This is a genomic window from Propioniciclava sp. (genome assembly GCF_036744435.1).
GTDB lineage: Bacteria > Actinomycetota > Actinomycetes > Propionibacteriales > Propionibacteriaceae > Propioniciclava.
On sequence record NZ_DAIOIA010000027.1, the window covers coordinates 1 to 26,352 of the forward strand.

Annotated in this window: 30 protein-coding genes and 1 tRNA gene; 17 read left to right on the forward strand and 14 right to left on the reverse strand. The window is 70.1% G+C overall.

Features of this window, described 5'->3' with window-relative positions; translation table 11 throughout:
• Both V7E09_RS05295 and V7E09_RS05300 read right to left on the reverse strand, forming a co-directional pair.
• Positions 1–509: class I SAM-dependent methyltransferase (locus V7E09_RS05295; protein ID WP_324523118.1), on the reverse strand; the 509-nt coding region annotated here is incomplete at its 3' end.
• Positions 510–523: 14 nt separating this feature from the next.
• Positions 524–1,213 carry a metal-dependent transcriptional regulator gene (locus V7E09_RS05300; RefSeq protein ID WP_324512332.1) on the reverse strand — a complete coding sequence of 230 codons (690 nt, stop codon included), beginning with the start codon at positions 1,211–1,213 and terminating at the stop codon, positions 524–526.
• Positions 1,214–1,311: 98 nt separating this feature from the next.
• Here V7E09_RS05300 and serC point away from each other — a divergent pair, with 98 nt between their 5' ends.
• On the forward strand, positions 1,312–2,424 hold the full coding sequence (gene serC / locus V7E09_RS05305) for a phosphoserine transaminase (RefSeq protein ID WP_324512333.1): 1,113 nt from the start codon (positions 1,312–1,314) through the stop codon (positions 2,422–2,424).
• A 61-nt stretch (positions 2,425–2,485) separates the two neighbouring features.
• On the opposite strand, the gene V7E09_RS05310 is transcribed toward serC, so the two are convergent.
• Complete coding sequence (locus tag V7E09_RS05310; RefSeq protein WP_324512334.1) at positions 2,486–3,448, reverse strand: hypothetical protein; 963 nt, start codon at positions 3,446–3,448, stop codon at positions 2,486–2,488.
• 62 nt (positions 3,449–3,510) lie between these two features.
• On the opposite strand from V7E09_RS05310, the gene V7E09_RS05315 reads away from it, so the two are divergent.
• Complete coding sequence (locus V7E09_RS05315) at positions 3,511–4,158, forward strand: DUF7691 family protein (protein ID WP_324512335.1); 648 nt, start codon at positions 3,511–3,513, stop codon at positions 4,156–4,158.
• A 56-nt stretch (positions 4,159–4,214) separates the two neighbouring features.
• Here V7E09_RS05315 and V7E09_RS05320 read toward each other — a convergent pair whose 3' ends face one another.
• The 3 genes from V7E09_RS05320 to V7E09_RS05330 form a co-directional block, all read right to left on the reverse strand.
• A complete protein-coding gene (locus tag V7E09_RS05320; RefSeq protein ID WP_324523119.1) occupies positions 4,215–5,699 on the reverse strand; it encodes an NCS2 family permease in 1,485 nt (494 codons plus the stop codon).
• A 125-nt stretch (positions 5,700–5,824) separates the two neighbouring features.
• Positions 5,825–6,598 (reverse strand): DUF3027 domain-containing protein, encoded by a 774-nt coding sequence (locus V7E09_RS05325; protein WP_324512337.1) that lies wholly within the window; start codon positions 6,596–6,598, stop codon positions 5,825–5,827.
• Complete coding sequence (locus V7E09_RS05330; RefSeq protein ID WP_324512338.1) at positions 6,599–6,985, reverse strand: cold-shock protein; 387 nt, start codon at positions 6,983–6,985, stop codon at positions 6,599–6,601.
• Positions 6,986–7,108: 123 nt separating this feature from the next.
• Between V7E09_RS05330 and V7E09_RS05335 the strand changes: the two genes are divergently transcribed.
• Genes V7E09_RS05335 through V7E09_RS05345 form a run of 3 tightly spaced genes read left to right on the forward strand, consistent with a single transcriptional unit; the run spans position 7,109 to position 9,544 of the window.
• Entirely contained in the window at positions 7,109–8,041 is a 933-nt protein-coding gene (locus tag V7E09_RS05335; RefSeq protein WP_324523120.1) for a hypothetical protein, read from the forward strand.
• Positions 8,038–8,598: an NUDIX hydrolase gene (locus V7E09_RS05340; RefSeq protein WP_324510416.1), complete on the forward strand. Its 561-nt coding sequence runs from the start codon at positions 8,038–8,040 to the stop codon at positions 8,596–8,598. Before V7E09_RS05335 ends, V7E09_RS05340 begins: the two co-directional genes overlap by 4 nt.
• Before the next feature lie 34 nt (positions 8,599–8,632).
• Positions 8,633–9,544, forward strand: a complete 912-nt coding sequence (locus V7E09_RS05345) for a cation diffusion facilitator family transporter (RefSeq protein ID WP_324510417.1) — start codon at positions 8,633–8,635, stop codon at positions 9,542–9,544.
• Here the strand turns inward: V7E09_RS05345 and V7E09_RS05350 are convergent.
• Both V7E09_RS05350 and groL read right to left on the reverse strand, forming a co-directional pair.
• The gene (locus tag V7E09_RS05350) at positions 9,541–10,245 is read right to left on the reverse strand and encodes a copper homeostasis protein CutC (protein ID WP_324523121.1); all 705 of its coding nucleotides are present in this window, start codon (positions 10,243–10,245) and stop codon (positions 9,541–9,543) included. The two genes, V7E09_RS05345 and V7E09_RS05350, sit on opposite strands and share 4 nt — an antisense overlap.
• Positions 10,246–10,379: 134 nt before the next feature.
• Positions 10,380–12,011 (reverse strand): chaperonin GroEL, encoded by a 1,632-nt coding sequence (gene groL / locus V7E09_RS05355; RefSeq protein ID WP_324510419.1) that lies wholly within the window; start codon positions 12,009–12,011, stop codon positions 10,380–10,382.
• A 236-nt stretch (positions 12,012–12,247) separates the two neighbouring features.
• Here groL and V7E09_RS05360 point away from each other — a divergent pair, with 236 nt between their 5' ends.
• Positions 12,248–12,703, forward strand: a complete 456-nt coding sequence (locus V7E09_RS05360) for a hypothetical protein (RefSeq protein WP_324510420.1) — start codon at positions 12,248–12,250, stop codon at positions 12,701–12,703.
• Here V7E09_RS05360 and V7E09_RS05365 read toward each other — a convergent pair.
• On the reverse strand, positions 12,646–12,933 hold the full coding sequence (locus V7E09_RS05365) for a DUF3263 domain-containing protein (RefSeq protein ID WP_324510421.1): 288 nt from the start codon (positions 12,931–12,933) through the stop codon (positions 12,646–12,648). The two genes, V7E09_RS05360 and V7E09_RS05365, sit on opposite strands and share 58 nt — an antisense overlap.
• 128 nt (positions 12,934–13,061) lie before the next feature.
• Between V7E09_RS05365 and manA the strand changes: the two genes are divergently transcribed.
• From manA to V7E09_RS05385, 4 genes are all read left to right on the forward strand, one after another.
• Positions 13,062–14,249 carry a mannose-6-phosphate isomerase, class I gene (manA, locus tag V7E09_RS05370; RefSeq protein WP_324510422.1) on the forward strand — a complete coding sequence of 396 codons (1,188 nt, stop codon included), beginning with the start codon at positions 13,062–13,064 and terminating at the stop codon, positions 14,247–14,249.
• A 165-nt stretch (positions 14,250–14,414) separates the two neighbouring features.
• Positions 14,415–15,356, forward strand: coding sequence for a DUF808 domain-containing protein (locus tag V7E09_RS05375; protein ID WP_324510423.1), 942 nt, complete (start codon positions 14,415–14,417; stop codon positions 15,354–15,356).
• A gap of 65 nt (positions 15,357–15,421) precedes the next feature.
• Positions 15,422–15,877: a MerR family transcriptional regulator gene (locus tag V7E09_RS05380; RefSeq protein WP_324510424.1), complete on the forward strand. Its 456-nt coding sequence runs from the start codon at positions 15,422–15,424 to the stop codon at positions 15,875–15,877.
• Complete coding sequence (locus V7E09_RS05385; protein WP_324510425.1) at positions 15,870–16,274, forward strand: carboxymuconolactone decarboxylase family protein; 405 nt, start codon at positions 15,870–15,872, stop codon at positions 16,272–16,274. The genes V7E09_RS05380 and V7E09_RS05385 overlap by 8 nt, the downstream gene beginning before the upstream one ends.
• Positions 16,275–16,283: 9 nt before the next feature.
• On the opposite strand, the gene V7E09_RS05390 is transcribed toward V7E09_RS05385, so the two are convergent.
• Both V7E09_RS05390 and V7E09_RS05395 read right to left on the reverse strand, forming a co-directional pair.
• The gene (locus V7E09_RS05390) at positions 16,284–16,658 is read right to left on the reverse strand and encodes a DMT family transporter (protein ID WP_324510426.1); all 375 of its coding nucleotides are present in this window, start codon (positions 16,656–16,658) and stop codon (positions 16,284–16,286) included.
• A gap of 1 nt (position 16,659) precedes the next feature.
• A complete protein-coding gene (locus V7E09_RS05395) occupies positions 16,660–16,974 on the reverse strand; it encodes a DMT family transporter (protein WP_324510427.1) in 315 nt (104 codons plus the stop codon).
• A gap of 127 nt (positions 16,975–17,101) precedes the next feature.
• Here V7E09_RS05395 and V7E09_RS05400 point away from each other — a divergent pair.
• Positions 17,102–17,174, forward strand: a tRNA-Thr gene (locus V7E09_RS05400).
• Between the two features lies 1 nt (position 17,175).
• Complete coding sequence (locus V7E09_RS05405) at positions 17,176–17,835, forward strand: class I SAM-dependent methyltransferase (RefSeq protein ID WP_324523122.1); 660 nt, start codon at positions 17,176–17,178, stop codon at positions 17,833–17,835.
• On the opposite strand, the gene V7E09_RS05410 is transcribed toward V7E09_RS05405, so the two are convergent.
• Both V7E09_RS05410 and V7E09_RS05415 read right to left on the reverse strand, forming a co-directional pair.
• Positions 17,800–18,483 carry a GNAT family N-acetyltransferase gene (locus V7E09_RS05410; protein WP_324523123.1) on the reverse strand — a complete coding sequence of 228 codons (684 nt, stop codon included), beginning with the start codon at positions 18,481–18,483 and terminating at the stop codon, positions 17,800–17,802. The genes V7E09_RS05405 and V7E09_RS05410 overlap by 36 nt on opposite strands.
• Before the next feature lie 27 nt (positions 18,484–18,510).
• Positions 18,511–19,278, reverse strand: coding sequence for a DedA family protein (locus V7E09_RS05415; RefSeq protein WP_324510430.1), 768 nt, complete (start codon positions 19,276–19,278; stop codon positions 18,511–18,513).
• A 192-nt stretch (positions 19,279–19,470) separates the two neighbouring features.
• Between V7E09_RS05415 and V7E09_RS05420 the strand changes: the two genes are divergently transcribed.
• The 5 genes from V7E09_RS05420 to V7E09_RS05440 all read left to right on the forward strand — a co-directional run bounded on the left by V7E09_RS05420 (position 19,471) and on the right by V7E09_RS05440 (position 24,949).
• Positions 19,471–20,571, forward strand: coding sequence for an ABC transporter ATP-binding protein (locus V7E09_RS05420; protein ID WP_324510431.1), 1,101 nt, complete (start codon positions 19,471–19,473; stop codon positions 20,569–20,571).
• Positions 20,572–20,704: 133 nt separating this feature from the next.
• A complete protein-coding gene (locus V7E09_RS05425; RefSeq protein WP_324510432.1) occupies positions 20,705–22,084 on the forward strand; it encodes a DUF4032 domain-containing protein in 1,380 nt (459 codons plus the stop codon).
• Between the two features lie 46 nt (positions 22,085–22,130).
• Complete coding sequence (gene cysS, locus V7E09_RS05430; RefSeq protein WP_324510433.1) at positions 22,131–23,558, forward strand: cysteine--tRNA ligase; 1,428 nt, start codon at positions 22,131–22,133, stop codon at positions 23,556–23,558.
• Positions 23,559–23,560: 2 nt separating this feature from the next.
• Positions 23,561–24,565, forward strand: coding sequence for a 23S rRNA (guanosine(2251)-2'-O)-methyltransferase RlmB (gene rlmB / locus V7E09_RS05435; protein ID WP_324510434.1), 1,005 nt, complete (start codon positions 23,561–23,563; stop codon positions 24,563–24,565).
• 21 nt (positions 24,566–24,586) lie between these two features.
• Positions 24,587–24,949 carry a DoxX family protein gene (locus tag V7E09_RS05440; RefSeq protein ID WP_324510435.1) on the forward strand — a complete coding sequence of 121 codons (363 nt, stop codon included), beginning with the start codon at positions 24,587–24,589 and terminating at the stop codon, positions 24,947–24,949.
• 248 nt (positions 24,950–25,197) lie between these two features.
• Here the strand turns inward: V7E09_RS05440 and V7E09_RS05445 are convergent.
• On the reverse strand, positions 25,198–26,352 hold a 1,155-nt coding region (locus V7E09_RS05445; protein ID WP_324523124.1), incomplete at its 5' end, for a S49 family peptidase.

Sequence of the window (26,352 nt, forward strand, 5' to 3'; positions counted from 1 at the left end):
CGTGGCCTCGACCGCAGCCGGGCCACCAACTGCAGCGAACGAGCCAGCTCGCCCGGACGCGCGACCAGGATCGTGGGGGCGATGAACGCGAACACTCCCCCGGGCCGCAGGACGCGCGCCACCTCCGCGAACAAGGCGGCCGCGGGCTGGATGACGACCGGCCCGAAGACGCTCACCACGGCGTCCACGCTCGCATCGGGCAGCGGCAGCCTGCGGCCGTCGGCGCACACGAAGGGCCCCGGTGCGCGTCCCGACGCCCATTCCAGTTGAGCCACGGACACGTCGACGCCGATCACGCGTCGTTGCGGGGACGCGAGTTCGAGCGCCATGGCGCCAGCCCCGCAGGCCACATCGAGGACCTCGGTGGCCCGGGGCGACACCGCCCGGGCCAGCCAGCGGTAGGGAGTCGCACCCCCGGCACGCAAGCGTCGCATCACGTCCTCGGTCAGGCCTGGTCGGTCCTGATGGACGCGGTCCAGGTAGGCCGCCCAGTCGAAGCCGCGCTTCATGGCGTGCGCCGTGCCTAGCTTGCGGACACCTTCGTCACGAACAGGTGGTGAGCCACCTCGGGGGACACGAACGCCTCGCGATCACCGATCGTGAGCTTGAGCTCTCCGGCGACGCTCTCCGCCACCACGTCGGCCCCCGGACGCACCCCCAAATCGTCCAGCACGGTCAGCATGGCCGGCATGGCCTGGACGGCCTCGGTGAGCCGGGCGACGCGCACCGTGAGCGGACCCTGATCCGGCAAGACCTGCGCGAGCGGCCCCACGACCGGCTCGGAGGGCAGTTGTGGCCCCAGGACGCCCGCCGCCGGGATCGGGTTGCCGTAGGGGGACAGGCTCGGATTGTCGAGGATGACGTCGAGTCGTGACGCGACCTCGTCGGAGATGACGTGCTCCCACCGGCACGCCTCATCGTGGACGAGGTCCAACGGCAGCCCGATCACCTGCGTGAGCAGCACCTCGGCGAGCCGATGCTTGCGGATCACGCTCGTCGCCTTGGCCCGGCCGGCTTCGGTGAGCTGAATGTGGCGGTCGTCGGCGACGTGCAGCAGCCCATCGCGTTCCATGCGCTGCACCGTCTGGCTGACGGTCGGGCCACTTTGCCCGAGCCGCTCGGCGATGCGCGCGCGCAACGGCGTCACGCCCTCTTCCTCGAGGTCGTAGACCGTACGCAGATACATCTCCGTCGTATCGATGAGGTCACTCACGCCGATTCCCTCCCGCTCGTAGCCACGCCGTACGGCACCTACCCTAGCCGTCGTGGGCGGCGCCGCCGACGCAGAGCCGACGATGGGAGAATGCGGGCGTGTCCCTCACGATTCCCACCGATCTGCTCCCCGTCGACGGCCGCTTCGGCTGCGGCCCCTCCAAGGTGCGGCCCGCCGCGCTCACCGCGCTGGCCACCCGCGGCGCGACCTGGATGGGAACCTCTCACCGTCAGGCCCCCGTGCGCGACGTCGTGGCCCGGATCCGGGCCGGGCTGGCGAGCCTTTACGACCTACCCGACGGCTACGAGGTCGTCCTCGGCAACGGGGGTTCGACGCAGTTCTGGGACGTGGCGAGCTTCTGCCTCATCGAGCAGCGGGCATCGCTGAGCGTGTTCGGCGAGTTCACTCACAAGTTCGCGGCCGCCATCACGCGGACGCCGTGGCTGTCCGAACCGGCCGTCACCCGGGTCGAGCCAGGCACGGTGACGCTCCCGCAGCCAGCCGACGCCGACGCGTACGCGTGGGCGCACAATGAGACCTCCACCGGCGCCACCGCCCCCGTGCACCGCATCGAGAAGGCCGACCCGTCAGCGCTGACGCTCATCGACGCCACCAGCGCGGCGGGGGCGCTGCCGGTCGACCTTGCCGAGGTCGACGCCTACTACTTCGCCCCCCAGAAGGGGTTCTCGTCCGATGGCGGGCTGTGGTTCGCCCTGTTGTCGCCGGCCGCCATCGAGCGCGTGGGGCGCCTCGCGGGGACGCGCTGGGTGCCCGACTCGCTCAACCTGCAACTGGCCCTCGACAACAGCCGGGCCGACCAGACCCTGAACACCCCCGCGCTGGCGACCCTGTTCCTCATGGCCGAGCAGCTCGACTGGCTGCTCACCTCCGGTGGCCTGGCCTACGCCGACCGCCGCACCCAGGCGTCGTCGTCGCACCTGTACGGCTGGGCGGACGCGCACCCGCTCGCCGCCCCGTTCGTCGTGGAGCCGTACCGGTCGCCCGTCGTCGGGACGATCGACTTCGCGCCGGAGGTGGACGCCGCCGCGCTCGCCGCGACGCTGCGCGCCAACAAGATCGTGGACGTGGAGCCCTACCGCAAGCTCGGCCGCAACCAACTCCGGGTCGGGATGTTCCCGGCGGTCGAACCGTCCGACGTGGAGGCGCTCACGGCGTGCATCGACTGGGTGCTGGAGCACACCGTCGCCTGAGGTCCGTGGACCGGCGCGGTGGGGGCGGTCCCGCCCGGCACGCGCGGCTCGGCGAACACCCTCAGCGGCGGCGCAGCACCACCACGAGACCGGCGATGGCCGCCAGCCCGGCGCCGATCGCGACCGAAGCGGTCGTGCCCGTCTGGGCGAAGGTGCGGTTCTCCGCGGGGTCGGTCGTCGTCTGCGTCTGCGGGTTCGCCGTCCGGGTCGCGGGGTTCTGCGGCGTCGCCGGGGCGGGGCCGGGGATCGCGGTGCCCGTGACGGCGCCGGAGGGGCCCGCGGCGGTGAGCACCTGAGCGGTGTCGATGGCCTGGGTGATCGCTTGGCCGCGCTCGGTGACGCCGATGTCGGCCTGACCCAGGGTCGCGTAGCTCGAGGCGTCCAGGGTGTAAAGCGTGGTGGCGGTCCGCAGCACCAGCCGGCCGTCCTGTAGCACCACCGCGTCGGTGACGCCGTCGGGGGCGTCGGCGACGCGCGTCAGAGCGCTCGGGGTGTCGCGGGTCGGCTCGGCGACCGCCTGGTAGATGCCTGCGTTGGTGCCCTTGGTGACCACCGAGATGCGATGGGACCCGTCCACCAGAATCGCCGCGGCGTCGTGGCTGCCGTCGGGGTAGGTGAGCGGATAGGCGATGGCCTTGAGGATCTCGGTGCCCGGCCAGGGCTCAGTGACCTGGTAGATGGTCACCTGGGTGCGACGGCCGCCGATGTCGCCGACGTAGGCCTCCCCCGAGTCGAAGGCCAATGCTTGCGCGCTCGTGAGGGTGTCACGCGAGTTCATGGTGCCCTCGACGGTGCCGTCGGGCTTGATGGCGGTGAGGGTGAGGCGTCCGCTGGACTTGTCGAGCACCCAGTACCGGCCGCGAGCGTGGTCGGTGGCCATGCCGACGGGCTGCGACGAGGACGCCAGCCGGAACGTCTCGTCGGCTCGCACCGGCGGGGCCGTCAGCAGGGCCCCGGCCACCACGAGAAGCAGCAGCACGACGAGCGCGCCGGTCACGATCCGGTTCTGGGCCCTCAGTCTCACACGGGCCAGTGTATCCGGGGAGCCACAGAGCCACCCGGGCACCGCTTCGGTAAGCTCCCGGCATGGGCAACGTGAGCCTCATAGCGACGGGTATCGACGACGTCCGCGAGGTCTTCAGTGGCAGCGATGCAACGATCGCCGAACTACGGGAGGTCACCCAGCGGGTGTGGCCGACGCCGCCCCCACGCGGGGGCTTGCTGAGCAAGCTCGGCCCCTTCTCCCGGCGGGGTGTCGATGCCCCGGTCGTCTATCCGGGGGTGCCGACGGGCAGCGAGGTCGAGGCCGTCGCTCACGGCCGCGATGTGCCACCCGAGCGGTTGTCCGCCGCCTGGGCGCTCGTCGGGGCCTGGCTGGCCGAGCACTGCTGGAGCCATCTCGAGGTGTCCGTGGATCGCGGTCTGCTGGACAGCTTCGATTTCGACCTGGCCGCCCAGGGGGTGCCCGCCGACCTCGGTCTGCGCAGCGTGTTCCGGCGAGCGATTGGCCTGCCGCTGAAGCCCCTTCCCGGTCAGACGATCGGCTACGCGCGAGGCGCCCAGGCGATCGCGATGAGTTCTCATTGGCGGGCCGCGCTTCCCGCCCTTGCCCCCGAGCATCAGGAGTTGGCCCGGCCCATCGCCGACTGGCTCCAAGGGTTCCCCACGTGGACCGAACAGGCAGAACGAGCCGGCCGTCCGCGCCCCGACCTGGTGGCCGTCTACCGCGACTGACCCCGGGTACGCCCAACCGGGCCGACCCCGCAGGGCCGACCCGGTTGGGCGGCGGATCAGGCGAGCAGTGCGTTGATCGCACCCTGGCCGAAGTAGATGACGAACGCGGCCGCGATCACCCACATCAGCGGATGGATGTCCTTGAGCTTGCCTCGGGCCGTCTTGATGGCCACCCAGAACAGGAAGCCGGCACCGATGCCCGTGGTGATCGAGTAGGTGAACGGCATGGCCACCATCGTGATGAAGGCGGGGAAGCCTTCCTCGGGGTCGCTCCAGTCGACGTGGATGACCTGGCTGAGCATCAGGAACCCGACGAAGACCAGCGCCGGGGCGGCCGCCTCGGACGGGACGAGTTTCACCAGCGGGGCGAGGAACAGGCTCACGAGGAAGGCCAGACCGGTGACGACCGAGGCCAGACCGGTGCGGGCCCCTTCGCCGACGCCCGCCGCCGACTCGATGTAGGAGGTGTTGGAGGAGACCGACCCCAGGCCGCCCGTGATCGCGGCCAGCGAGTCGACCACGAAGATCTCACGCGTGCGTTCCGGGTTGCCGTCCGGGCCGAGCAGGTCGCCCTCGGCGCCCACGGCGACGATGGTGCCCATGGTGTCGAAGAAGTCGGCCAGCAGCAGCGCGAACACCGTCATCACCATGGCGATGGTGGCCGTGGCACTGCCGGAGAACGCGCCCAGCATGTCGACCCGGCCCAGCAGCGACAGATCGGGAAGGCTGAACAGGCCGCCTGCCCCCACCTCGGGCACGTTGAGCGCCCAGCCTGCCGGGAAGTCGTCGCTCTTGGCGGGGATGTGGAGGACGGCTTCGACGATGAGCGCGACGACGGTCATGCCCACGATCGCGATCAGCATGGCGCCGCGCACCCGTCGGATGTAGAGCATGACCAGCAGGAAGAGGCCGATCACGAAGATGGCCATCGGCCAGCCCAGCAGCGAGCCCCCGATGCCCAACTGCAGCGGCGTCCCGTCGCCGGTGCGCACGATGCCTGCGTCGGCGAGCCCCACGAGCGTGATGAACAGGCCGATGCCGACGGCGATGCCGGTGCGCAGCGGGCGCGGCACCGCGCGGAAGACCGCCTCCCGGAACCCGGTCAGCACCAGGATCAAGATGATGATGCCCTCCCACACGACCAGGCCCATCGCTTGGGGCCAGGTCACCTGGGGGGCGATGACGTAGGCGAGCATCGCGTTGAGGCCCAGGCCGGTGGCCAGGCCGAGCGGGAACCGGCCGACGACACCCATGACGATCGTCATGACGCCCGCGACCAGAGAGGTGGCGGCCGCGACCATCGCGATCGTGATCGGGATGTTGGCATCCGTCGCGGGCAGGCCGCTGATGAGGTTGCCTGCCTTGTCTGGCGTGGTGCCGATGATGAGCGGGTTGAGGGCGATGATGTAGGCCATCGTGAAGAAGGTCACGAGGCCACCACGCACCTCCTGCCCGACGCTCGACCCGCGCTTGGTGATTCCGAACCAGCCGTCGAGGCCGGTTTGTGGCGCGCCGACGGGCGCCGAAGTGCTGGAGGACATGGCGGGAATCCTAGGGGCAGCGTCAGGGGCGTTCCCCGTTGTCTCGCGGTCGCGGATCGTGACACGACCGTCACACGGCTGTGCCGAGGGACCGTGCGCCAGCCCTCGGATCCGGCGTCGCGGCGTCAGTCGAAGAGCAGGTCGTCGACGGAGATCGTGTCCCACACGGGCCGAGGAAGATCGACGCCACGCTGGGCCTCGACGACGTCGGAGTGCGCTCCGCAGCCGTGGTCGACGGAGACGACCTGGGCGTCGCTGGGGGAAAACTCGTTGGCGCAGGCCCCGAAGGTGCGCCCCAGCGAACCCGACAGCCGGACCCAGTAGGCGCAGTCGACGCACTGACCGGGGGCCTGCTTCGTCATGGCGTTGCTCGGGCCGCCATCCCCGGCGATCCAACGCTCCGCAGCCTCGTCACGGCCGTACGCGCTGAGGACGCGTTCGCGTCCCAAGCCCAGTTCGGCGATCACCGCGCGGGTGGCCTGCCATTCGGCCGGGTCGGCGTCGCGGGCGGTGTCCCCTCCGGTGAACCCCGCCTCGACGCGCGGATCGTTGTCAGCGGTCGGCAGCAGGACGCCGGGCGTGATGTCACCGGCCTCGATGCGCTCGGCCCACGGCACCCAGGCGGGAGCCAGCAGCGACCCGTCCCCGGGCAGCATCACCACCTCGGAAACGGTCACCACCTTCGCGCGGGCGGCGCGGACGACGGTCACAGCCCAGCGCCAGCCCGGGTAGCCCGGGTGCTCCACGGCGAAGTAATGCGTGGCGACACGGGTGCCCTCGACGCGGACGCCGAGATGCTCCCCCACGCCCGCCATGTCGGCGCGCGCGATCGCGGCGTCTCGCGCCACGTCGACGGCCTCGGCGCAGGCCAGGTCCAGTTCAGGTGCCTTGAGCGCCACTCACAACTCCAATTCGTCGGCGACGGCGCGGAGCACGTGCGCGGTGTTGGACGCCTGCTTGGCGTCCGGGTGCCGGTGTCGGCGATAGCTGCCGCCCAGCACGTCCAGCATCTTGATCAGGTCTTCGACGATGACCGCCATCTGCTCGGGCGGCTTGCGGGTCGCCTTCGACAAGGAGACCGGGTTCTCGAGCAGCCGCAGTGAGATGGCCTGCTCGCCGCGGCGGCCGTCGATCAGGCCGAACTCGACCCGCTGCCCCTTTTTCAGCGTCGCCACGTCTTCGGGCAGCGCAGAAGCATGGACGTACACCTCGTCGCCGCCGTCGTCCTTGGCGATGAAGCCGAACCCCTTGTCGGCGTCGAAGAATCGCACGCGCCCCGAAGGCATGTCACACACTCCTGAAACAGTCATTGGATAGACCGCTCTAGCGTACCCGAACGCACAAGCCGTAGCAGAGTCCCGTCGGCCGCTGCAGGTAGGGTGAGGACGCGATCCTAGGAGGTGGATGACGTGGCCGATTGGACCGATGGGCCCGAGTACGCGCCGCACGCCCGGCCCGGCGGTTTCGTGGCGCCCGACGCCGCCCCCCTGAGCGGGCCACCTGCTGCTGCGCCCAGCGCCCCGGCGCTGTCGGGCCCCAGCACGCCGCCGCCGGCCTACCAGCAGCCCGCGGCCCCCGCGCTGGGCCAGCTCATCCCGCCGCCGCCGCAGGTCCGCGACCCACACGCCGCCTTCGCCGTCGCGAGCGCCCCCCTGGGCGGGGCCGACGATCCCGTGGCCGCGCCGCGCCGCCCGGAGGATCCCTTCCCGATGTCAGCCGCAGCCACTCCCCCACGCCTGGCCCCCGCCAGTTCCTGGCCTCCCCCCGAGCCCGTGACGTCCTGGCCCCCACCGTCACCGGGCCCGTCCCCGGTCCCTGCGTCGCAGACTCCGGCCCCGGCCGCAGGTCCGCAGGCTCCGGTCCCGGCCGTGCCCGATCCCCGGGGCCCCTACGCGCCGCTGCCCTCCGCCCCGCAGCAGCCCGGCGCTCCCGGGCAGCCCGGGGGCGGCCCGGCCCCCTGGCAGGCGCAGCAGCGGCCACACTCCCAGGTGACGCTGCCGCAGATGGCCAAGGCGACCACGCCCGGCGTCCTGATCGCTCTCGTCCTGGGGGGACTCATCCCGCCGCTGTCAGCTCCCCTGTTCCTGGTGGCCTGGGGGCTCGCGACGCGCATCCGCTACCGTCGCGCCACCGTGCAGAAGACCTTCTTGGTGATCGCGTGCCTGGTGCTCGGCCTGACCCTGTTCGACACCCTCGCAACCACCGGCACCTTCGACCTGTTCGCCGTCCCCGAGTACGCCCAGCCGTGGGCACGCCTGGCCAACTTCGCGCTCCTGATCTGGACCCCGCTGATCGTGGGTCAGGCGCTGCGCAACGGCGAACCTCCCGAGGAGACGCCGTGACCGGTGAGCCGTTCCGGTCGCGCACGTTCACCCCCATCGCCCCCGCCGATCGTCCCCGCAAGACCCGCCGTGGCGTCCGCGTGGTCGTGACCGACGGCAGCGCCGTGCTGATGTTCGCCGACACCGACCCCGGCGTCCCCGGTTCCCGCTGGTGGGTGACCCCGGGCGGAGGCATGGATCCCGGCGAGACCGAGATCGACACCGCCCTGCGGGAACTCACCGAGGAAACCGGCCTGCACGCCGAGGCCGACGACCTGGTCGGGCCCGTGATGCGACGCGTCGCCGCGCACGGCTACTCCGACCAGATCTGCGAGCAGACCGAGTCGTTCTACCTACTGCGCGTCCCCCGGTTCGACCTGGACACGTCCGGGCAGACAGCCGACGAGCAGGTCACTCTCGCCGGGCATGCGTGGCTTCCCCTGGACGCCTTGGCCGACGTCCCCGAGCCGATCTGGCCCGCCCAGCTCGACACCCTGGTCTCGACGGCCGACGATCCCTCCCGCTGGCCCGGAGACGTCGGCTGGATCGAGGAGTCCACCGTGTCGATCGATTCGTAGACTGGCCCCGTTTTTCGCTCGGAAGGAACCCCTCATGGAAACGGCACGGCCGGACGCCCCCGTCTCAACGCGCTTCCTGATGAAGTTCATCCTGATCTCCATCGTCGCCGCCGTCTTGACCGTCGCCATCAAGGGCACGGCAGCGTTGATGACCGGCTCGGTCGGCCTGCTGTCCGACGCCTTGGAGTCGACGGTCAACCTGGTGGCAGCGTTCGTCGCGCTGTGGGCGCTCGCCGTCTCGGGTAAGCCCGCCGATCACAACCACGACTTCGGGCACGGCAAGGCCGAGTACATGTCGAGCCTCGTCGAGGGGGCGCTCATCTTCGTGGCTGCGGCGAGCATCATCATCACCGCGATCCGCCGCTTCGTCGTCCCCGAGCCCGTGGAGGAGATCGGCTGGGGCCTCGTCCTGGCAAGCCTCGCCACCGTCATCAACCTGGTCGTCGGGCTGGTGCTGATCCGCAAGGGCCGCCAATACCGCTCCATCACGCTGGAGGCCGACGGCAAGCACCTCATGACCGACGTGTGGACGACGATCGGCGTCATCGCCGGCATCGTGCTGCTGTTCCTCACTGGCTGGCAGTGGATCGACCCGCTCATCGCCCTGCTGGTGGGCATCAACATCTTGTGGACCGGCGGGAAGCTGATCCGCCGTTCCGTGGTCGGGCTACTGGACGCCGCGCTGCCCGATGAGGAGGTCGCCATCATCCATGAGGCACTCCATTCGATCACCGGCACCCACGTCGACGTCACGCAGGTGCTGACCCGCGAATCTGGCCGTCAGCGGTTCGTCCAGACGACCGTCGTGGTGCCCGGAGACTGGTCGGTGGCACGCAGCCACCAGCTCGCCGACGAGATCGAACAAGTCATCGAGAAGGCCCTCCCCGGCACGACCACCGTGGTCCACATCGAGCCGGGCCCCACGTCGCCCACCCCGGCGGGTTAGGGGACGCGACGCCGAGTCTGGGCGTCGAGCAGGAGCCGCCACGAGCGCACCAGCCCCTCATCCACGTAAGCCCGTGGCGACCCTCCGGGCCTGACCTGATCCTCCAGGTGGTACTGCCGCACGCCCGCCCGGGCAAGCCAGGGAACCTGGTCGGCCACCAGGTCGCCATCGGCGACGACCAGCCGCGCAGCATCGGGATCGGCACGCAGCATGGCCAGCAGATCGTCGAGGCCGCGGTCGAGATCGCGCGCCGACCCAGCGGTCCTCACACCGTCGAGCCCCCGCAGCCCGCGAACGGCGCGCCAGGCGGCGGGAACGTCCAGGGCAGCGTCGAAGGCCCGGGAGAACGTCCACGGACAGGAGAAGCCGTCCAGCAGCGCCGCCAGCACGTCGCAGTCGACATCGCCGAGCCCGTTGAGGAATCCGAGGACGAGGCCGTCCGCGCCGGCATCCAGGTAGGCGGAGATCAGCCCGCGCAGCCGCGTCGCCTCGCCGCCGTCGGTCGAGTAGCCGGAGCGCAGCCGGACCACCGGGCGCAGGTGCAGGGCCGTGCGGGAGCGAATCTCGGCCACCAGCCGCGGCTCGGGCGAACGCGCTCCGTCATCGAGGGCACCCACGACCTCGAGCCGATCCGCCCCGCCCGCCTCAGCGCGGGACGCGTCCTGCGCGGACAGGACGCGGATCTCCAGGATCGCGCTCATGGCGTCATCTTCCCTGACCGTGCCACCGTCCGGGCCACGCCACGCTGAGAGTCCGCATCCGCGTCCTGCCCCACGACGGACGCGGGGCGCCCCACCGAAGTGGGACGCCCCGCGGGAGTCGACGAGCGTCGGGCTCAGAAGCCCATGCCGCCCATGCCCTCGTCGCCACCGGCCGGAGCAGCCGGAGTCTTCTCCGGCTTGTCGGCGATAACGGCCTCCGTGGTGAGGAACAGGCCCGCGATGGACGCGGCGTTCTGCAGCGCGGAACGCGTGACCTTCGCCGGGTCGGGAATCCCCGCCGCCAGCATGTCGACGTACTCGCCAGTGGCCGCGTTGAGGCCCTGGCCCGCGGGCAGACCCGCGACCTTTTCGGCCACGACGCCACCCTCAAGGCCGGCGTTCACCGCGATCTGCTTCAGCGGGGCCGAAGCCGCGGTGAAGACGATCTGCGCGCCGATGGACTCGTCCTCGGACAGCCCCTCGAGGTTGCCCTTGGCCGCGGCCGCCGCCTGGATCAGCGCGACGCCGCCGCCGGGGACGATGCCCTCCTCGACGGCCGCCTTCGCGTTGCGCACGGCGTCCTCGATGCGGTGCTTGCGCTCCTTGAGCTCGACCTCGGTGGCCGCGCCGACCTTGATGACGGCCACGCCGCCGGCCAGCTTGGCGAGGCGCTCCTGGAGCTTCTCGCGGTCGTAGTCCGAGTCGGAGTTCTCGATCTCGCGGCGGATCTGGGCCACGCGACCCTTGATCTGCTCGGCATCGCCGGCGCCGTCGACGATCGTGGTCTCGTCCTTGGTGACGAGCACGGAACGCGCGCGGCCCAGCATTTCGAGGGTGACCTGGTCGAGCTTGAGGCCCACCTCTTCGGAGATGACCTGACCGCCGGTCAGGATGCCGATGTCGCCCAGCATCGCCTTGCGGCGATCGCCGAAGCCGGGGGCCTTGACGGCGACCGACTTGAACGTGCCACGGATCTTGTTGACGATGAGGCCAGCCAGGGCCTCGCCGTCGACGTCCTCGGCGATGACCAGCAGCGGCTTGCCGCTCTGCATGACCTTCTCCAGCACGGGCAGCAGGTCCTTGAGGTTGCTGACCTTGCTGTTCACGATGAGCACGTAGGCGTCCTCCAGGACGGCCTCCATGCGCTCGGGATCGGTGACGAAGTACGGGGAGATGTAGCCCTTGTCGAAGCGCATCCCCTCGGTGAGCTCCAGATCGAGCCCGAAGGTGTTGCTCTCCTCGACGGTGATCACACCTTCCTTGCCGACCTTGTCCATCGCCTCGGCGATGATGTCACCGACGGTGGAGTCGGCCGCGGAGATGGACGCGGTGGCCGCGATCTGCTCCTTGGTGTCGACCGGGGTGGAGTTCTTGGCCAGTTCGGCGATGATGACCTTGACGGCCTTGTCGATGCCGCGCTTGAGCTCGATGGGGTTCGCGCCGGCCGTCACGTTGCGGAGGCCCTCACGGACCATCGCCTGCGCGATCACGGTGGCGGTGGTGGTGCCGTCGCCAGCGACGTCGTCGGTCTTCTTGGCGACTTCCTTGACCAGCTCGGCGCCGATCTTCTCGAACGGATCATCGAGTTCGATGTCCTTGGCGATGGACACGCCATCGTTCGTAATGGTGGGGGCGCCCCACTTCTTCTCCAGGACGACGTTGCGGCCCTTCGGGCCCAGCGTCACCTTGACCGCGTCGGCGAGGATGTTCATCCCCCGCTCGAGGCCGCGGCGCGCGTCAACGTTGAATTCAATCAGCTTTGCCACTGCGGCAACCCTTTCGGATGTCAGCTATGAACGTCCGGACGGTGCCCGCGACGGACGGCCTGATCGGCAGGCCTCACCGGGCCGAACGTATGGCACTCTCGACCCGAGAGTGCTAACACCATGTTTAGCACTCGCCCTGGCCGAGTGCAAACGATCGGGGGGCGATTTCGTGACCCTTCGGCCCTCGCTCACGCGCCACGATTGACGTGGACCGCGGCGCCCGAGAGGCTGATCTGATGGAGCCTGGGGACCGTCTGCGCCGCGCCGCGAACCTGCTCAACCTGAGCACCATCGTGGGCCTGGCCGTCGCACTGGGTGGAGGCGCCCGACTGCGGCACGGTCCGCGCGGCCTGATCTTCGCGGAGGGCTACCGGCACCGGTTCCCGGACGCGGGGGCCTTCACGGTGGGCGACGTGATCCTCACTCGCAGCGACGTCCCGCACCTGACGGCCCGGCTCCCCGACGTCGTGGCCCACGAGCATCGCCACGCGGTGCAATACGCCGTCCTGGGGCCGTGGTTCCTGCCCGCCTACCTGCTGGCCGCGTCGTGGTCGCTGATGCGAGCCGGGGATCCCGCGACCCGCAACGTCTTCGAACGACACGCCGGGCTGGTCTCCGGCGGGTACCTGACGGATCAGACGACGGAGTGGACGCCCAGGTGGCGGGCGGAGCGCTGCTCCTGGCGACGCTGACGCTGGCGCCGAAGCCGCTTCACCAGCATGGGCGCGTGCGCGAGCGCCTCAGGCCGGTCGATCAGGGCGTTGAGTCGCTGGTAGTACCGCGGGGAGGAGAGCCCGAAGCGCTCCAGGATCGCGGCGTCCTTGTTGTCGGTGGCCGCCCACCAGGAAGACTCGAAATCGAGCAGCTCGGCATCGACTTCGCTGAGGCCGGAGGGCTCGATCATCGGGTTGGCGTCGGACATGCCTCAAGTTTACGCGGGAATCACACCCGTGTCATTCGCCCTGGGGTCGACGGGGTTGCCCACCCGTAAGGGGCCGGGTCTAATGGTGGGGACACAATGACGTTGACCGACGCTTGGAGGCGCTCCCGATGGACCAGCTACAGGGAACGATGATCCATTACCCCTGGGGCACTTTCGAGGCGATCCACTCCTTGCTGGGCACCGAGCCCGACGGCCGCCCGCTGGCCGAGTTCTGGCTCGGCGCCCATCCGCTGGCACCCTCCGCCCTCCCTGGCACCACCTTGGACGCGGCCATCGCCCAGCGTCCCGCGCTGCTGGGCGACCAGAGCCTGGCCGCCTTCGGGCCGCACCTGCCCTTCCTGATGAAGGTGCTGTCGGCACGTCACGCGCTGTCGCTGCAGGCGCACCCCAACCGGGAGCAGGCCCTGGCCGGGTTCGCCGCCGAGGAAGCCGCAGGGATTCCGCGGGAGGCTCCGCAGCGCACCTACAAGGACACCTGGCCCAAGCCTGAGATCCTCGTCGCCTTGGACGAGTTCCACACCCTGGCCGGATTCCGCGAGCCCGCCGAAACGGCCCGGCTCTTCGGTGCGCTGTCGGCGGGCCCCGAGGTCGAACGGCTCATCGCCCCGCTGCGCTCCCGCGGCGGGGAGGCCGCCCTGCAGGAGGTGTTCTTGCAGGTGCTGTCGCTGGACTCGGAGCACCGCGGGGCGATCGACGCCGTCCTCTCCTCAGCGGTCACCCACCGAGATGACACCGACGACCTGGGCGAGTTCGCGCGGACGGCCCTCGAGCTGGACGACGTGTTCCCCGGCGACCCGGGCATCATGGCCGCGCTGCTGATGAACCGGGTCGTGCTGCAGCCCGGTCAGGCGCTCTACGTGCCTGCAGGGCGGATGCACGCCCACCTGCGCGGCACCGGCATCGAGGTCATGGCCAGCAGCGACAACGTGCTGCGCGGCGGCCTCACGTCCAAACACATCGCCGTCGATGAACTCGTGACGGTGGTCGACTTCGCGTGGGGCCGCCCGACGATCCGGACGCCGCAGGAGACCTCACCCGGCCTGTGGACCTACCCGACGCCCGCGGTCGAGTTCGAGGTGAACCGACTGGAGGTCTCCCCCACCCTGGAGGTCGCGCTGCCCGCCCGCGCCGAGGCGCGGATCGTGCTGGTGACCCGAGGTGCGGTGACCCTGCGCTGCGCCGACGCGTCCCTGGACCTGCGCCAAGGCGACTCCGCGTTCCTGCCCGCCGACGACGCCGGAGTGTGCGCCGTGGGCGACGGGCAGGCCTTCCTGGCCTCCCCCGGGCTGTCCTGAGCGACGCCGCCGGAGAACACCGCGGAGCACCCACCTCAGGAGTCTGATCGGTCGGCCGGAGTGCCTGTGCCCGGCCACCTCCGCCCGGGGCGGACCGTCATCGCCCCGGCCCGGGGTTTGTAAGCTACGCCCAGCCCCTGTGGTTTCAACGTGAGGATCGATGCGATGAGTGGTGGTCTTGCAGCGCTGTTGGATGACATCGCCGCCATGGCCAAGGTCGCTGCGGCGTCGGTCGACGACGTCGCCGCAGCCGCCGGCCGGGCCAGCGCGAAGGCGGCGGGCGTCGTCATCGACGACGCGGCCGTGACCCCCCGCTACGTCACCGGCTTCAGTCCCGCACGCGAACTGCCGATGATCAAGAACATCGCCCTGGGCTCACTGCGCAACAAGCTGGTCTTCATCCTGCCCGCGATCCTTCTGCTCAGTGAGTTCCTGCCATGGCTGCTCACCCCACTGCTCATGGTGGGCGGGTTGTACCTGAGCTATGAAGGGGCGGAGAAGCTGTGGGAGAAGGTGTCAGGCCACGTCCCAGCCGCGAAGACCGACCCGGTCGCCGCCGCGGGCACCGACCACGAGAAGGTGATGACGGCGGGCGCGATCCGCACCGACTTCATCTTATCGGCCGAGATCATGGTGATCGCCCTGAACGAGGTCACCCATGAGCCACTGGGCTGGCGGGCGGCGATCCTCGTCGTCGTGGGCCTGCTGATCACGGTCGGCGTGTACGGCGTCGTCGCCCTCATCGTGAAGATGGACGACATCGGATTGACGCTCGCCCGCGGCGACGGCCTCCGGGCGCGCTTCGGCGAGGGACTGGTCAAGGCGATGCCCACCGTCCTTGCCGTGCTGTCCAACGTGGGCATGATCGCGATGCTGTGGGTCGGCGGGCACATCCTCCTCGTCGGGGTCGACGAACTGGGCTGGCACGCCCCCTACACGTTCGTGCATCACCTCGAAGAGGTCATCGGCCACGCCACCGGCATGTTCGGCGGCTTCCTCAGCTGGCTGACGAACACGTTCTTCTCATTCCTGATCGGCCTGGCCGTGGGCGCGCTAGTCGTCGTGGTGATGCACCTGATCCCTCGCAGGGCCGCGTCCGCCCACTGAACTGCCCAGCCAGCCACGATCAGCGGCCTTGACTGTGAGTGCGCTCACACTTCTAGCCTCGGGGTGTGGGTGAACACGAGGAGCAGCTGACTGTCGCGCAGATGAGCGCCGCAACCGGGGTGTCGGCGCACACCCTGCGCTACTACGAGCGGGCCGGGCTGATCCGGCCCGTCGCGCGCAACGCCGGACGGCACCGCCGCTACAGCGGGGCCGACATCGCCTGGGTGGAGTTCCTGCTGCGGCTGCGCGAGACGGGCATGCCGATCGCCCAGATGCGCCGATACGCCGGCCTCCGCGCTGAGGGGGCCGCCACCACACAGGCCCGGCTGCTCCTCCTGGAAGCCCATCAGGCCGAACTGCGCGAGCAGATCGCCCGGCTGCTCCTCCTGGAAGCCCATCAGGCCGAACTGCGCGAGCAGATCGCCCGGCTGAGCTCTCACGAGCAGGCACTCACGTCCAAGATCGCGACCTATCGGCGCACCCTCGCCGACCCTCAGAGAAGCGGAGAACACCATGACTGATCCCCAGACCCGCCAGGAACGCTTCGAGCGCGGCGCCCAGGTGCTGGACGCCATCGACGGGACGGCCGGAGCCCACGTCATCGACTCCCTCGCCGACGTCTCCCCCGAACTCGGCCATCAGATCGTGGCCTGGGGGTTCGGCGACATCTACTCCCGGCCCGGCCTCGAGCCCCGCGACCGGCAACTCGTCACCCTGGGCATGCTGACGGCGCTGGGCGGGTGCGAGCCGCAACTGGAGGTCCATGTGCACGCCAGCCTGAACGTCGGGCTGAGTCCCCACGAGATCGTCGAGGCGATGCTCCATGCGGCCGTCTACTGCGGGTTCCCGCGCGCCCTCAACGCCACCTTCGTGGCGAAGAAGGTGTTCGGGGAGCGGGGGCTGTTGCCGGTTGGCTAGGACCAGCCCTCAGTCGAGCCCCATCGGCTCCTCGTCGTCCTCGTCCTGCATCGCCGCGTCGCGTTCATCGTCGGAGGTCTTCTTCAACCCGACCACGCACCCGATGATGCCGACCAGGAACAGTGCCCTGAGCGCGGTGAGGTGCTCGGCCCCGGTCGCGGCCGCGTAGACCACCGTCACGACCGCCCCGATACCGGCCCACACCGCGTAGGCGGTACCGGTCGGGATATGACGCATCGCCCACCCGAGGCCAACGACACTCAGCACGGTCGCGACCGCGAACACGACCGTGGGAACCGGCCGGGTGAGCCCGGCAGACTCCGACAGCGCCGTCGCCCACACCGCCTCCAGCAGACCCGCCACGACGAGCACGATCCAGGCCACGTCAGCTCACCAGCTTCAGGCCGACGACGCACACCACGATGCCGAGCAGCAGCCCGACGCGACGCAGCGTGACCGGTTCCGTGCCGCGCATCACACCCCACACGACGGTGAGTAGCGCGCCCGTCGCGGTCCACACGGCGTAGGCCGTCCCCACGGGGATGGTCATCATGGCGATGGAGAGCCCGTACAGGCTCGCCAGGAGGGCGACCGCGAACACGAGCGTCGGGAGGGGGCGCCGTAGCCCCGTCGACGCGCCCAGCGCGGTGGCCCAGACTGCCTCCAGCACACCGGAGCCCAGCAGAACGATCCAGTCCACCTCGGGGACGCTACTCCCGTCGAGACGCCGATGGGGTACCCCCAGGCGGCGGGTCCGATCGGCCGGGCGCCGGGGCTGCGGCGCCGCCGAGGCGGATACGGCACAATGGGGGCGGCCTGCGGGCCAAGCCTCCGTAGCTCAGTTGGTAGAGCACCCGCCTTGTAAGCGGACGGTCGCGGGTTCGAATCCTGTCGGAGGCTCGTGGATCCCTCGAAGCTCGGCCCGATCAACCCGCTCGGCGCGGCGCGGCGCATCGCCGGCACTCCGCGCAGCAAGTGGGCGGACGCGACCGCCGCCAACCCCAACCATTCGGCCTGGTACGTGCAACGGTTCCGCGACATGGCCGCAGCCGGCGCCGACCTGGTCGGCGAAGCACGCCTGGTCGATGCCCTGGCCGCGCGGGGTGCGACCATCCTGGACGCCGGATGTGGTCCGGGTCGCCACGCCGGCTACCTGCACGAGCGTGGCCACACCGTCGTCGGCGTCGACCTGGATCCGGTGCTGATCGACGCCGCAGAGCAGGACTTCCCCGGCCCTCGCTACCTGGTGGGAGACCTCGCCGACATCGAGTTGCCCGCCGACGTCCCGCAGCCGTTCGACGTGATCCTGTGCGCGGGCAACGTGATGGGCTTCCTGCATCCGGACACGCGCCGCCCCGTGCTGGCATCGTTCGCCTCCTGGCTGGCCCCCGAGGGCCGCGCCGTCGTCGGCTTCGGAGCGGGCCGCGGCTACGCCTTCGACGACTTCTTCGCCGACGCGGCGGCGTCCGGCCTCGTCGTCCAGGACGCCTTCGGCACCTGGGATCTGCGTCCGTACGCCCCCGGTTCAGGCTTCTTGGTCGCCCTCCTGGCCCGCGCCTGAGCCGCCGGCTCCGAGCAGGGCGAGCAGCGCGGGAGTCACCCCGTCGACCCGCAGGGGCTCGTCGGCCCGCACGAAGGACGCCGGTGTCACCACCATGTCGTGAGCGAGCAGCGCCCGCCCGCCCTCGGCCAGGAGGCGGGTCCCGTTGGGCCGGTACCCCACCTTCTCCGAGACCCGCAACGACGCCGCGTTCCCCTCGATGGCCGACGTCTCGGCCCGCACCGCGCCCAGGTGGTCGAACGCGAAGGCGACAGCGGCCTGCCGCATCAAGGTCCCGACGCCTCGCCCTGCCTGATCGAGGCGGACGAACGACCCCGAATCGACGGTGTGGCGCGTCCCGAAGTCGACGGCCCTCAGGTCCTGCATGCCGACGAGTCTGCCGCTGTCGAACACGCCCAGCACTAGTTCCCAGGCCTGCGGGGACACCGAGGCCCGGGCTCGCCACTGGTGCTGGAGGGAGGACAGCGGGCCGACGTCGCGCACTTCACGCCACCAGGCGAAGGCGTGATCGGCATCCGGATCGACGAAGACGTCCGCGGTGATGAGTTCGACGTAGGCGTCCAGGTCGGCATCGCGAAGCAGCCGCAACGACAACGAGCCGAGCGTGAGCGTCAATCCCAGCGGCGGGAACAACTGATCCAAGGCCATGCCGGGACGCTAGCAAAGGCGTCCGGTTCAGTCCTCGACGGGCGACGCAGTACCCGCCTTCTCCGCGGCGGCGCGCTGGCGCTCTCGGTAGAAGTACACCGCCAGCATGCCGACGAGGATCGCGATCGACAGGTACCACAGGTACTTGCCGTAGGCGTCCACGGCCGCCACGGCGGGCTCGCCGATCCAGAACCCCAACGCCAGATAGGCGCCGGAGGTCAGCAGGGCGCTGGCAAAGCCGACGGAGAGGAACTTGCGCAGGCTGGTCCCGGCCGCCCCCAGGGCGGCGTAGACGACCGCCGCCGGGATCGGGATCGGGAGGAACGTGACAAAGATGGCCAACGTCTCGTAGCGCCGGGCCCACCCCCAGGCGCGTTCGTAGCGACGCTGCGTCCGCGGCGACTTGCCGTGCACCCACACGTCCAGGATGGAGCGCCCCCACAGGCGTCCCGCCCACCAGTAGATCCAGTCGAACTTCATGCTCATCAGGGCGCCGAGCACCAGCACGAGGGGCCACCACTGGTCCCCGACCGCCGCCAGCGCCCCCACGAGCACCAGACCGGTCCGATAGCCGAGCGAGCCCAGCAGGTGCGGCGCCAGCCCCAGCATCACCGGACGCAGCGGCAACATCACCAACCCGTAGATGGCGGCGACGCTGATCGCGCTGAGACAGAGGATGTCGGCGCGTTCGGGCTTGTGTTTCCAGGGCATACCCTCGGCCTGCCACCACTCCGCCTCCGCGGCCTCACCGGCGGGCACGGCGTCCGGCGGGGTGCGGTCGGGCTGTTCGGTCACGGGCGCAGAATACCCGGAGCGCGAGAACGATTGGCCCGACCAAAGACGTCCCCGAACTCGCCGCCGACGACGTCTTCTCCGAAGTCGCCGCAGGGTCACCGGACGTGCTTAGATGGCGCTTGACCGTGAGGATGCGGTCGGTTCCACCAAGGATCGTCGGGCACGTACCTGCCCGTGGAAAGGAGTGCGGCCATGGCCGCTGTTGCATTCAAGGACGCCACCCGTGTGTACCCGGGGGCGGATCACCCCGCAGTCGACAAGCTCAACCTCGAGATCGGCGATGGCGAGTTCATGGTCCTCGTCGGCCCCTCCGGCTGTGGCAAGTCAACCTCCCTGCGCATGCTCGCCGGCCTCGAAGAGGTCAACGCAGGATCCATCACCATCGGCGACCGTGACGTCACTGACCTTCCCCCGAAGGATCGCGACATCGCGATGGTGTTCCAGAACTACGCCCTATACCCGCACATGACCGTCGCGGACAACATGGGCTTCGCGCTGAAGATGCAGAACGTGCCGAAGGAAGAGCGCGAGAAGCGCGTCTTGGAGGCAGCCAAGCTGCTCGGCCTGGAGGACTTCCTGTCCCGCAAGCCCAAGGCCCTCTCGGGTGGTCAGCGTCAGCGCGTCGCCATGGGCCGTGCCATCGTCCGCCAGCCGCAGGTCTTCCTGATGGACGAGCCGCTGTCCAACCTGGACGCCAAGCTCCGCGTCTCCACCCGTACCCAGATCGCCGCGCTGCAGTCCCGTCTCGGCGTCACCACCGTGTACGTGACCCACGACCAGATCGAGGCCATGACGATGGGCGACCGCGTCGCGGTCATGAAGGACGGCATCCTGCAGCAGGTGGATTCCCCGCTGGCGCTGTACGACCGTCCCGACAACCTGTTCGTCGCAGGCTTCATCGGCTCCCCGGCCATGAACCTCCTCTCGGGCAAGATCGTCGAGGGCGGCGTCCAGATCGGCGACTACGTCGTTCCGGTGGCGCGCGAGATCCTGGCGAAGGCCAGCGGTGAGAGCGACCTGACCTTGGGCATCCGTCCCGAAACCTTCATCCCGGCCGAGGGCAACGACGGCATCGCCGTCGACGTCGCGGTCGTCGAAGAACTCGGCGCCGACTCCTACCTGTACGGCACCCGCGCCGGGCTGTCGGACGAGGAGAAGCTCAACGCCCCGCAGATCGTGGCCCGGCTGCAGTCGCGCCACCCGCTCGCACCGAACCAGACGGTCCGGCTCCGCCCGACCCCCGATTCGCTGCACGTGTTCTCCAACGCGTCCAGCAAGCGGATCAGCGACTGACCCGTCCGCTCGGCTCACGGCCCCGCTCGCGCTCGTCGCGGCGGGGCCGTTCCGCTGCAACCAGGATGCCCATCGGTTGCCATGCTCTGCGCGTCCGCCCCTGAAGCGCCCAGGTAGATGGTTGAATGGGGCCGTGCCTCGCTTCCTTGCGGCTCAGCCCGATGCCCGCCTGATCCCGCTTCCGTGGCACCTCCCTCTCGAGCAGTGGCCCACCGACGTCCTCGTGGCGCTCCCCCGCGGCATCTCCCGTCACGTCGTCCGGTTCATTCAGGTCGGCTCGGAGGTGTTCGCCGCCAAGGAGGTCCTCGAAGGCTCGGCGATGCACGAGTACCGGATGCTCACCGACCTCAACCGCCTGCGGGCCCCCGCCGTCGAACCGTCCGGCGTCGTCTCCGGCCGGGTGGACGCCCACGGCTCCCCCCTGGACTCGATCCTGCTGACCCGGCACCTGCAGTTCTCGCTGCCCTACCGGTCGCTGTTCTCCACCGGCGTGCGACGCGAAACCGTCTCCCGACTCATCGACGCCATGGTGGTCCTGCTCGCCAGGCTCCACCTGACCGGGTTCCTGTGGGGCGACGTCTCGCTGTCGAACATCCTGTTCCGCCGCGATGCCGGCGAGTTCGCCGCCTACCTGGTCGACGCGGAGACCGGCGAACTGCACGACACCCTGTCCGACGGCCAGCGCCTCCACGACCTCGACATCGCCGTGGTCAACCTGTTCGGCGAGTTCTCCGACCTGCGCGAAGGCCGACTGCTGGACGAGCAACTCGATCCGCTGGCCCTGGTCAAGCAGATCGAGACCCGCTACCACGATCTGTGGCAGGAACTCACCGGCGTCGAGGAGTTCGCCGGCAGCGAGTTGTCCCGCATCGAGTCGCGGGTGCGTCGGCTCAACAACCTTGGCTTCGACGTCGCCGAACTCGACATCCAGACCTCCCCCACAGGAGAGACCATCCGGATCCAGCCCAAGGTGGTGGACGCCGGGCATCACAGCCGCCGACTGCTGCGGCTGACCGGCCTCGACACCGAGGAGAACCAGGCCCGCCGCCTGCTCAACGACCTGGACACCTACCGGGTGCAGCACAGCCTCAGCCATGTGGAGGAGTCCGTCGCCGCCCACCAGTGGCTGATGAACGCGTTCCAGCCGGTCGTTACCGCGATCCCCCCCGACCTGGCAGGCAAACGCGAACCGGCGCAGATCTTCCACGAGGTGCTGGACTACCGCTGGTACCAGTCCCAGCGCGAGCGCCGCGAGGTGCCGCTCACCGAGGCGGTCCAGGGTTACATCCGCGATGTGCTCTCCGCACTGCCCGACGAGGTGATCTCGTCGGAGATGATCAGCCCCCTCGGCGAGACGCGCCAACTGGTCAACCCACTCGACCCGTCCCAGGGATTCGTGGACGAGGAGGACATGCCCGTCGACCCGTGGGAGGCCGAAGCCTACGCGCCGGGGACGGAGGTCCTTCCCGACCACCTCGACATCGACGCCCTGCGGCGCCGCGCCAGGAGCTGAGCGGGCCTTTCCCGTGCCGCCTGGCCGGTCTCGATAGGATGCCCGGGTGAGCCTTCGCCTGTATGACACCGCCAGCCGCACCAAGCGTGACTTCGTCCCGCTCGTGGAGGGGCACGTGTCGATCTATGCCTGCGGCCCGACCGTGCAGAAGGCACCCCACCTGGGGCACGTCCGCAAGGAGGTCAACTTCGACGTCCTGCGCCGTTGGCTGGAACACACCGGCTACGAGGTCACGCTGATCTCCAACATCACCGACATCGACGACAAGATCCTCATCCTGGCCGAAGAGTCCGGCGAGCCCTGGTACGCGCTGGGCTATCGCGTCGAGCAGGTCTTCCACCAGGCCTACCGTGCGCTCGGGATCAAGGCCCCCACCTACGAGCCACACGCCACCGCGCACATCCCCGAGATGATCGAGCTCATCGAGATCCTGATCGCCAAGGAACACGCCTACGCAGCCGCCGACGGCACGGGGGACGTCTACTTCGACGTCGCGAGCTGGCCCTCCTACGGCGAACTGTCCGGCCAGAAGGCCGACGAGATGGTCACCGGCGAAGGGGTCGACGAGCGCGGTAAGCGCGACCCGCGTGACTTCGCGCTGTGGAAGGGCACCAAGCCGGGCGAGCCCGCCACCGCGTCCTGGGATTCGCCCTGGGGCAAGGGCCGCCCCGGCTGGCACATCGAGTGCTCCGCCATGGCGGGCAAATACCTGGGGCCCAGCTTCGACATCCACGGCGGCGGGCTGGACCTGCGCTTCCCCCACCACGAGAACGAACTCGCCCAATCGCGGGCTGCCGGGCGTCCGTTCGCGAACTTCTGGGTGCACAATGCGTGGGTCACCCAGGCCGGGGAGAAGATGAGCAAGTCGCTGGGCAACACCGCCGACGTGCTCGATGCCGTCGCCCAGTACGGCGGACGCGCGATCCGGCTCTACCTGGCCGGCCCGCACTACCGCTCCTCCGTCGAGTTGTCGGATGAGTCGCTGGCCGAGTCGGCGGCGCAACTCGACCGTGTCGACTCCTTCCTCGTGCGCGCCGCCGCCAAAGTGTCGGCCACCGAGGTCGCGGGGGACGAACCGCTCGGCGACGTCCCGGCGGAGTTCGCCGCAGCCATGGACGACGACCTCGGCACACCCCAAGCCCTCGCCGTGCTGTTCAACACCGTGCGCGAGGGCAACCAGGCCCTCGACCGGGGCGACACGGTGGCCGTCGGCGCCGCGCTGGCGTCCGTGACAGCCATGCTCGGCGTCCTCGGACTCGACCCGGCCGCCCCCGAGTGGGCGTCCGAGAGCGCGACCGACGATCTCACCCCCGTCGTCGACCGCCTCGTCGCGACGGTGCTCAGCCAGCGCGAGCAGGCGCGCGCCCGCAAGGACTGGGCCTCGGCCGACGCCATCCGGGACGCGCTCAAGGACGCCGGCCTGACCATCGAGGACACCAAAGATGGGGCTCGTTGGAGCCTCGGGAAGGCCTGATCATGGCCGGAAACAGTCAACGCAAGGGTGCCGTCCGCAAGCGCGGCAAGGGCATCGGGAACGCCGGGATGACCGCCGGGTCGGGAGGCCGCGTCAAGCGCGGCCTCGAAGGCCGCGGCCCCACCCCGAAGGCCGAGGATCGTCCCTACCACAAGGCGTATCGCAGTCGGCGTCCTGAGGAGTCCCCCATCTCGACGAACAAGCCGCGAGGACGCCGCACCCCACCCGGGGAGCAGCGGGTCCGCACCGAGCAGCGCAAAGCTCCGGGCGCGGAGTGGGTCATCGGCCGCAACGCCGTCCTGGAGGCCCTCCAAGCGGGCCTGCCCGTGCGGCGCGGCTACCTGATGGAGGGCGCCGAGCGCGACTCCCGCATCAGCGACATCCTCCGGCTCGCCGCCGAGCAGGGGCAGACGCTCTTGCAGGCGTCCCGCTCGGAACTCGACCGGATGACCTCAGGAGCCGTGCACCAGGGGGTCGCCCTGCAGTTGCCGGAGTTCGAGTACGCACACCCCGGCGACGTACTCGACGCCGCCCTCGACCAGGCCGCCCCCCTCGTGGTGGCCTGCGACTCGATCACCGACCCGCGCAACCTGGGTGCCATCATCCGCTCAGCGGCAGCGTTCGGTGCCGCGGGCATCATCCTGCCCGAGCGTCGTTCCGCGCACATGACGGCGGCGTCCTGGAAGACGTCCGCCGGGGCGGCCGCACGCGTCCCGATTGCGCTGGCGACCAACCTCAACCGTGTGATCAAGGAGTACGCGGACGCTGGGTTCGTCGTCGTCGGACTGGCCGGAGAGGGGACGACCCCGATCGCGGAGATCCCCGGCGTCGAAGGACCGGTGCTGCTGGTGGTCGGTTCGGAGGGCGATGGGCTGGCTCGGCTGGTGCGCGACAACTGCGATGTGCTGGCGTCCATCCCGATCAGTTCCGCCGTGGAGAGCCTGAACGCGTCCGTGGCGGCGGCCATCGCCCTGTACGCCATCGAGGCCGCCCGCGACGCGGTGTAACCCGACCTGGAGGTAGCAGTCGTGATCATCGCCATGTGGGTCATCAACGGACTGCTCGCCGTGGTGTTCGTCGCTGCGGGAGCCGTGAAGATCGTGACCCCGGCCGAGGCACTGCGTGCCCGGGGAATGACCTGGGTCGAGGAGTACAAGCCCGCCACCGTGCGGGTGATCGGTGCCGCTGAGGTGCTGGGCGCCGTGGGCCTCATCGTGCCGCGGCTGATCTCGATCGCGCCGATTCTGACCCCGATCGCGGCATTGTGCCTCGCTGCGACGATGGCGGGTGCCGTCGCCACCCACGTGCGGCGCCAGGAGCCCTACGCACCCGCGCTGGTGCTCGGGGCGGCCTGCCTCGCCTCGGCTCTGCTGGGTTTCGTCGCGCACTGAGCCGGCTGGAACCACGGGTCGAGGCGAGCGCGTCCGGGCCACACTGATTCGTCTGGTTGGACTCAGCCTGCACGGGAGGACGGGGTTGATCGCGCGCCGCGTCAGTCGTCAACGGACGGAACCTCAGTCCTCGACACGCGGAACCTCAGTCCTCGACGGACGCAGCCTCAGTCCTCGACGGACGCAGCCTCAGTCCTCGACGGACGCGACGGCCGGCGCCCCTGAGGGGACGCCGGCCGAGGGAGCGCTCAGCCACAGAAGGCGGTGAGGCCTCCGTGCAGCGCGACGGGCTTGGTGACATCCGCGCAGATCGACGCGGACGCCCGGGCGGGCTGGCCACCGGACGGCTGCGCGGCCGGGGAGACACCCCAGGGGCGCGCCTGCGCCCCGAACAACTGGCTCAGCAGCGACGACCCGGCCGACTGGACCAGCCGGGTGTTGTCCGGATCCAGGCCCGCGGCCTGCGCGAAGTGTCGCATCGCCTCGTCGCGGCCCATCTGCGCGTCGATCAGGCCGTAGCGCTGGGCGTCGGCGGGGGCGAACAGTCCGGCACCCAACTGGTCGACGATCACGGCCTTGTCGATGCCACGCTTGGTCGACACGAAGTCGACGAAGTCCGCATAGAACGTGTCCGCGATGTTCTGCAGCTCCGCACGCTCGGCCTCGGTCAGGTCACGGTAGGGATCACCGGCGGTCTTGCCTGCACCCGCGCTGATGTACTCGCTGTCGATGCGCTCGGCGGCGACAACGCCCCCCAGGACGCTGCCCGCGGCGGTCACATTGTGGTAGCGCTCCAGCGGCCCCATCACGACGCCGATGCTGCCGACCGTCGCGCCGTGGTCGACGACGATCTCATCGGCCCCCGCCATCGTGTACATGCCACCAGAGGCGGACATCTCCTCCACGAACGCGAACACCTTGTGTCCGGTCCGCTGCCGATAGCGATCCACGGCGTCCGACATGGCACGCGAGCCCGAGATCGATCCCCCGGGCGTGTTCATCAGCAAGACGACGCCGCCCGCATCGTCGGCGGTCAGCGAGTCCAGCACATCGGCAACCTCATAGCCGAACGTGCCCTCGGTGAGGCCGAGACCGTCGCCGCCCGACGTCTGGATCGTGCCGGTCACGGGGATCGCCCGCAGCCGGCTCGTCGCGGTGTCCTTGCCCCACACCGTCGACAAGGTCTCCGCCTCGGGGCGGCTCCCGGCCGCCAGCGTTGCCCCCGTGGCCGCGAAGGCCATCAGAACCAGCCCGCCGACGATGCTGGCGACCAGGCTGGCCGCGATGATGGCCAGGCCGACGCCGAGTCCAGCACCTGCTCCCAACCCGAAGCCACGCCGGAACGGCGTCTCCGGACGCCCACCGCGTCCGGGCGGATACGGGGGTTGGCGCGGCGGAAGCAC

Coding starts and splice junctions, on each gene's coding strand:
- V7E09_RS05315 (WP_324512335.1), top strand. CDS start 3,511: ATGGGCAACGTGAGCCTCATAGCGACGGGTATCGACGACGTCCGCGAG.
- V7E09_RS05320 (WP_324523119.1), bottom strand. CDS start 5,699: ATGTCCTCCAGCACTTCGGCGCCCGTCGGCGCGCCACAAACCGGCCTC.
- V7E09_RS05330 (WP_324512338.1), bottom strand. CDS start 6,985: ATGCCTTCGGGGCGCGTGCGATTCTTCGACGCCGACAAGGGGTTCGGC.
- V7E09_RS05345 (WP_324510417.1), top strand. CDS start 8,633: ATGGAAACGGCACGGCCGGACGCCCCCGTCTCAACGCGCTTCCTGATG.
- V7E09_RS05350 (WP_324523121.1), bottom strand. CDS start 10,245: ATGAGCGCGATCCTGGAGATCCGCGTCCTGTCCGCGCAGGACGCGTCC.
- V7E09_RS05360 (WP_324510420.1), top strand. CDS start 12,248: ATGGAGCCTGGGGACCGTCTGCGCCGCGCCGCGAACCTGCTCAACCTG.
- V7E09_RS05365 (WP_324510421.1), bottom strand. CDS start 12,933: ATGTCCGACGCCAACCCGATGATCGAGCCCTCCGGCCTCAGCGAAGTC.
- manA (WP_324510422.1), top strand. CDS start 13,062: ATGGACCAGCTACAGGGAACGATGATCCATTACCCCTGGGGCACTTTC.
- V7E09_RS05375 (WP_324510423.1), top strand. CDS start 14,415: ATGAGTGGTGGTCTTGCAGCGCTGTTGGATGACATCGCCGCCATGGCC.
- V7E09_RS05385 (WP_324510425.1), top strand. CDS start 15,870: ATGACTGATCCCCAGACCCGCCAGGAACGCTTCGAGCGCGGCGCCCAG.
- V7E09_RS05410 (WP_324523123.1), bottom strand. CDS start 18,483: ATGGCCTTGGATCAGTTGTTCCCGCCGCTGGGATTGACGCTCACGCTC.
- V7E09_RS05420 (WP_324510431.1), top strand. CDS start 19,471: ATGGCCGCTGTTGCATTCAAGGACGCCACCCGTGTGTACCCGGGGGCG.
- rlmB (WP_324510434.1), top strand. CDS start 23,561: ATGGCCGGAAACAGTCAACGCAAGGGTGCCGTCCGCAAGCGCGGCAAG.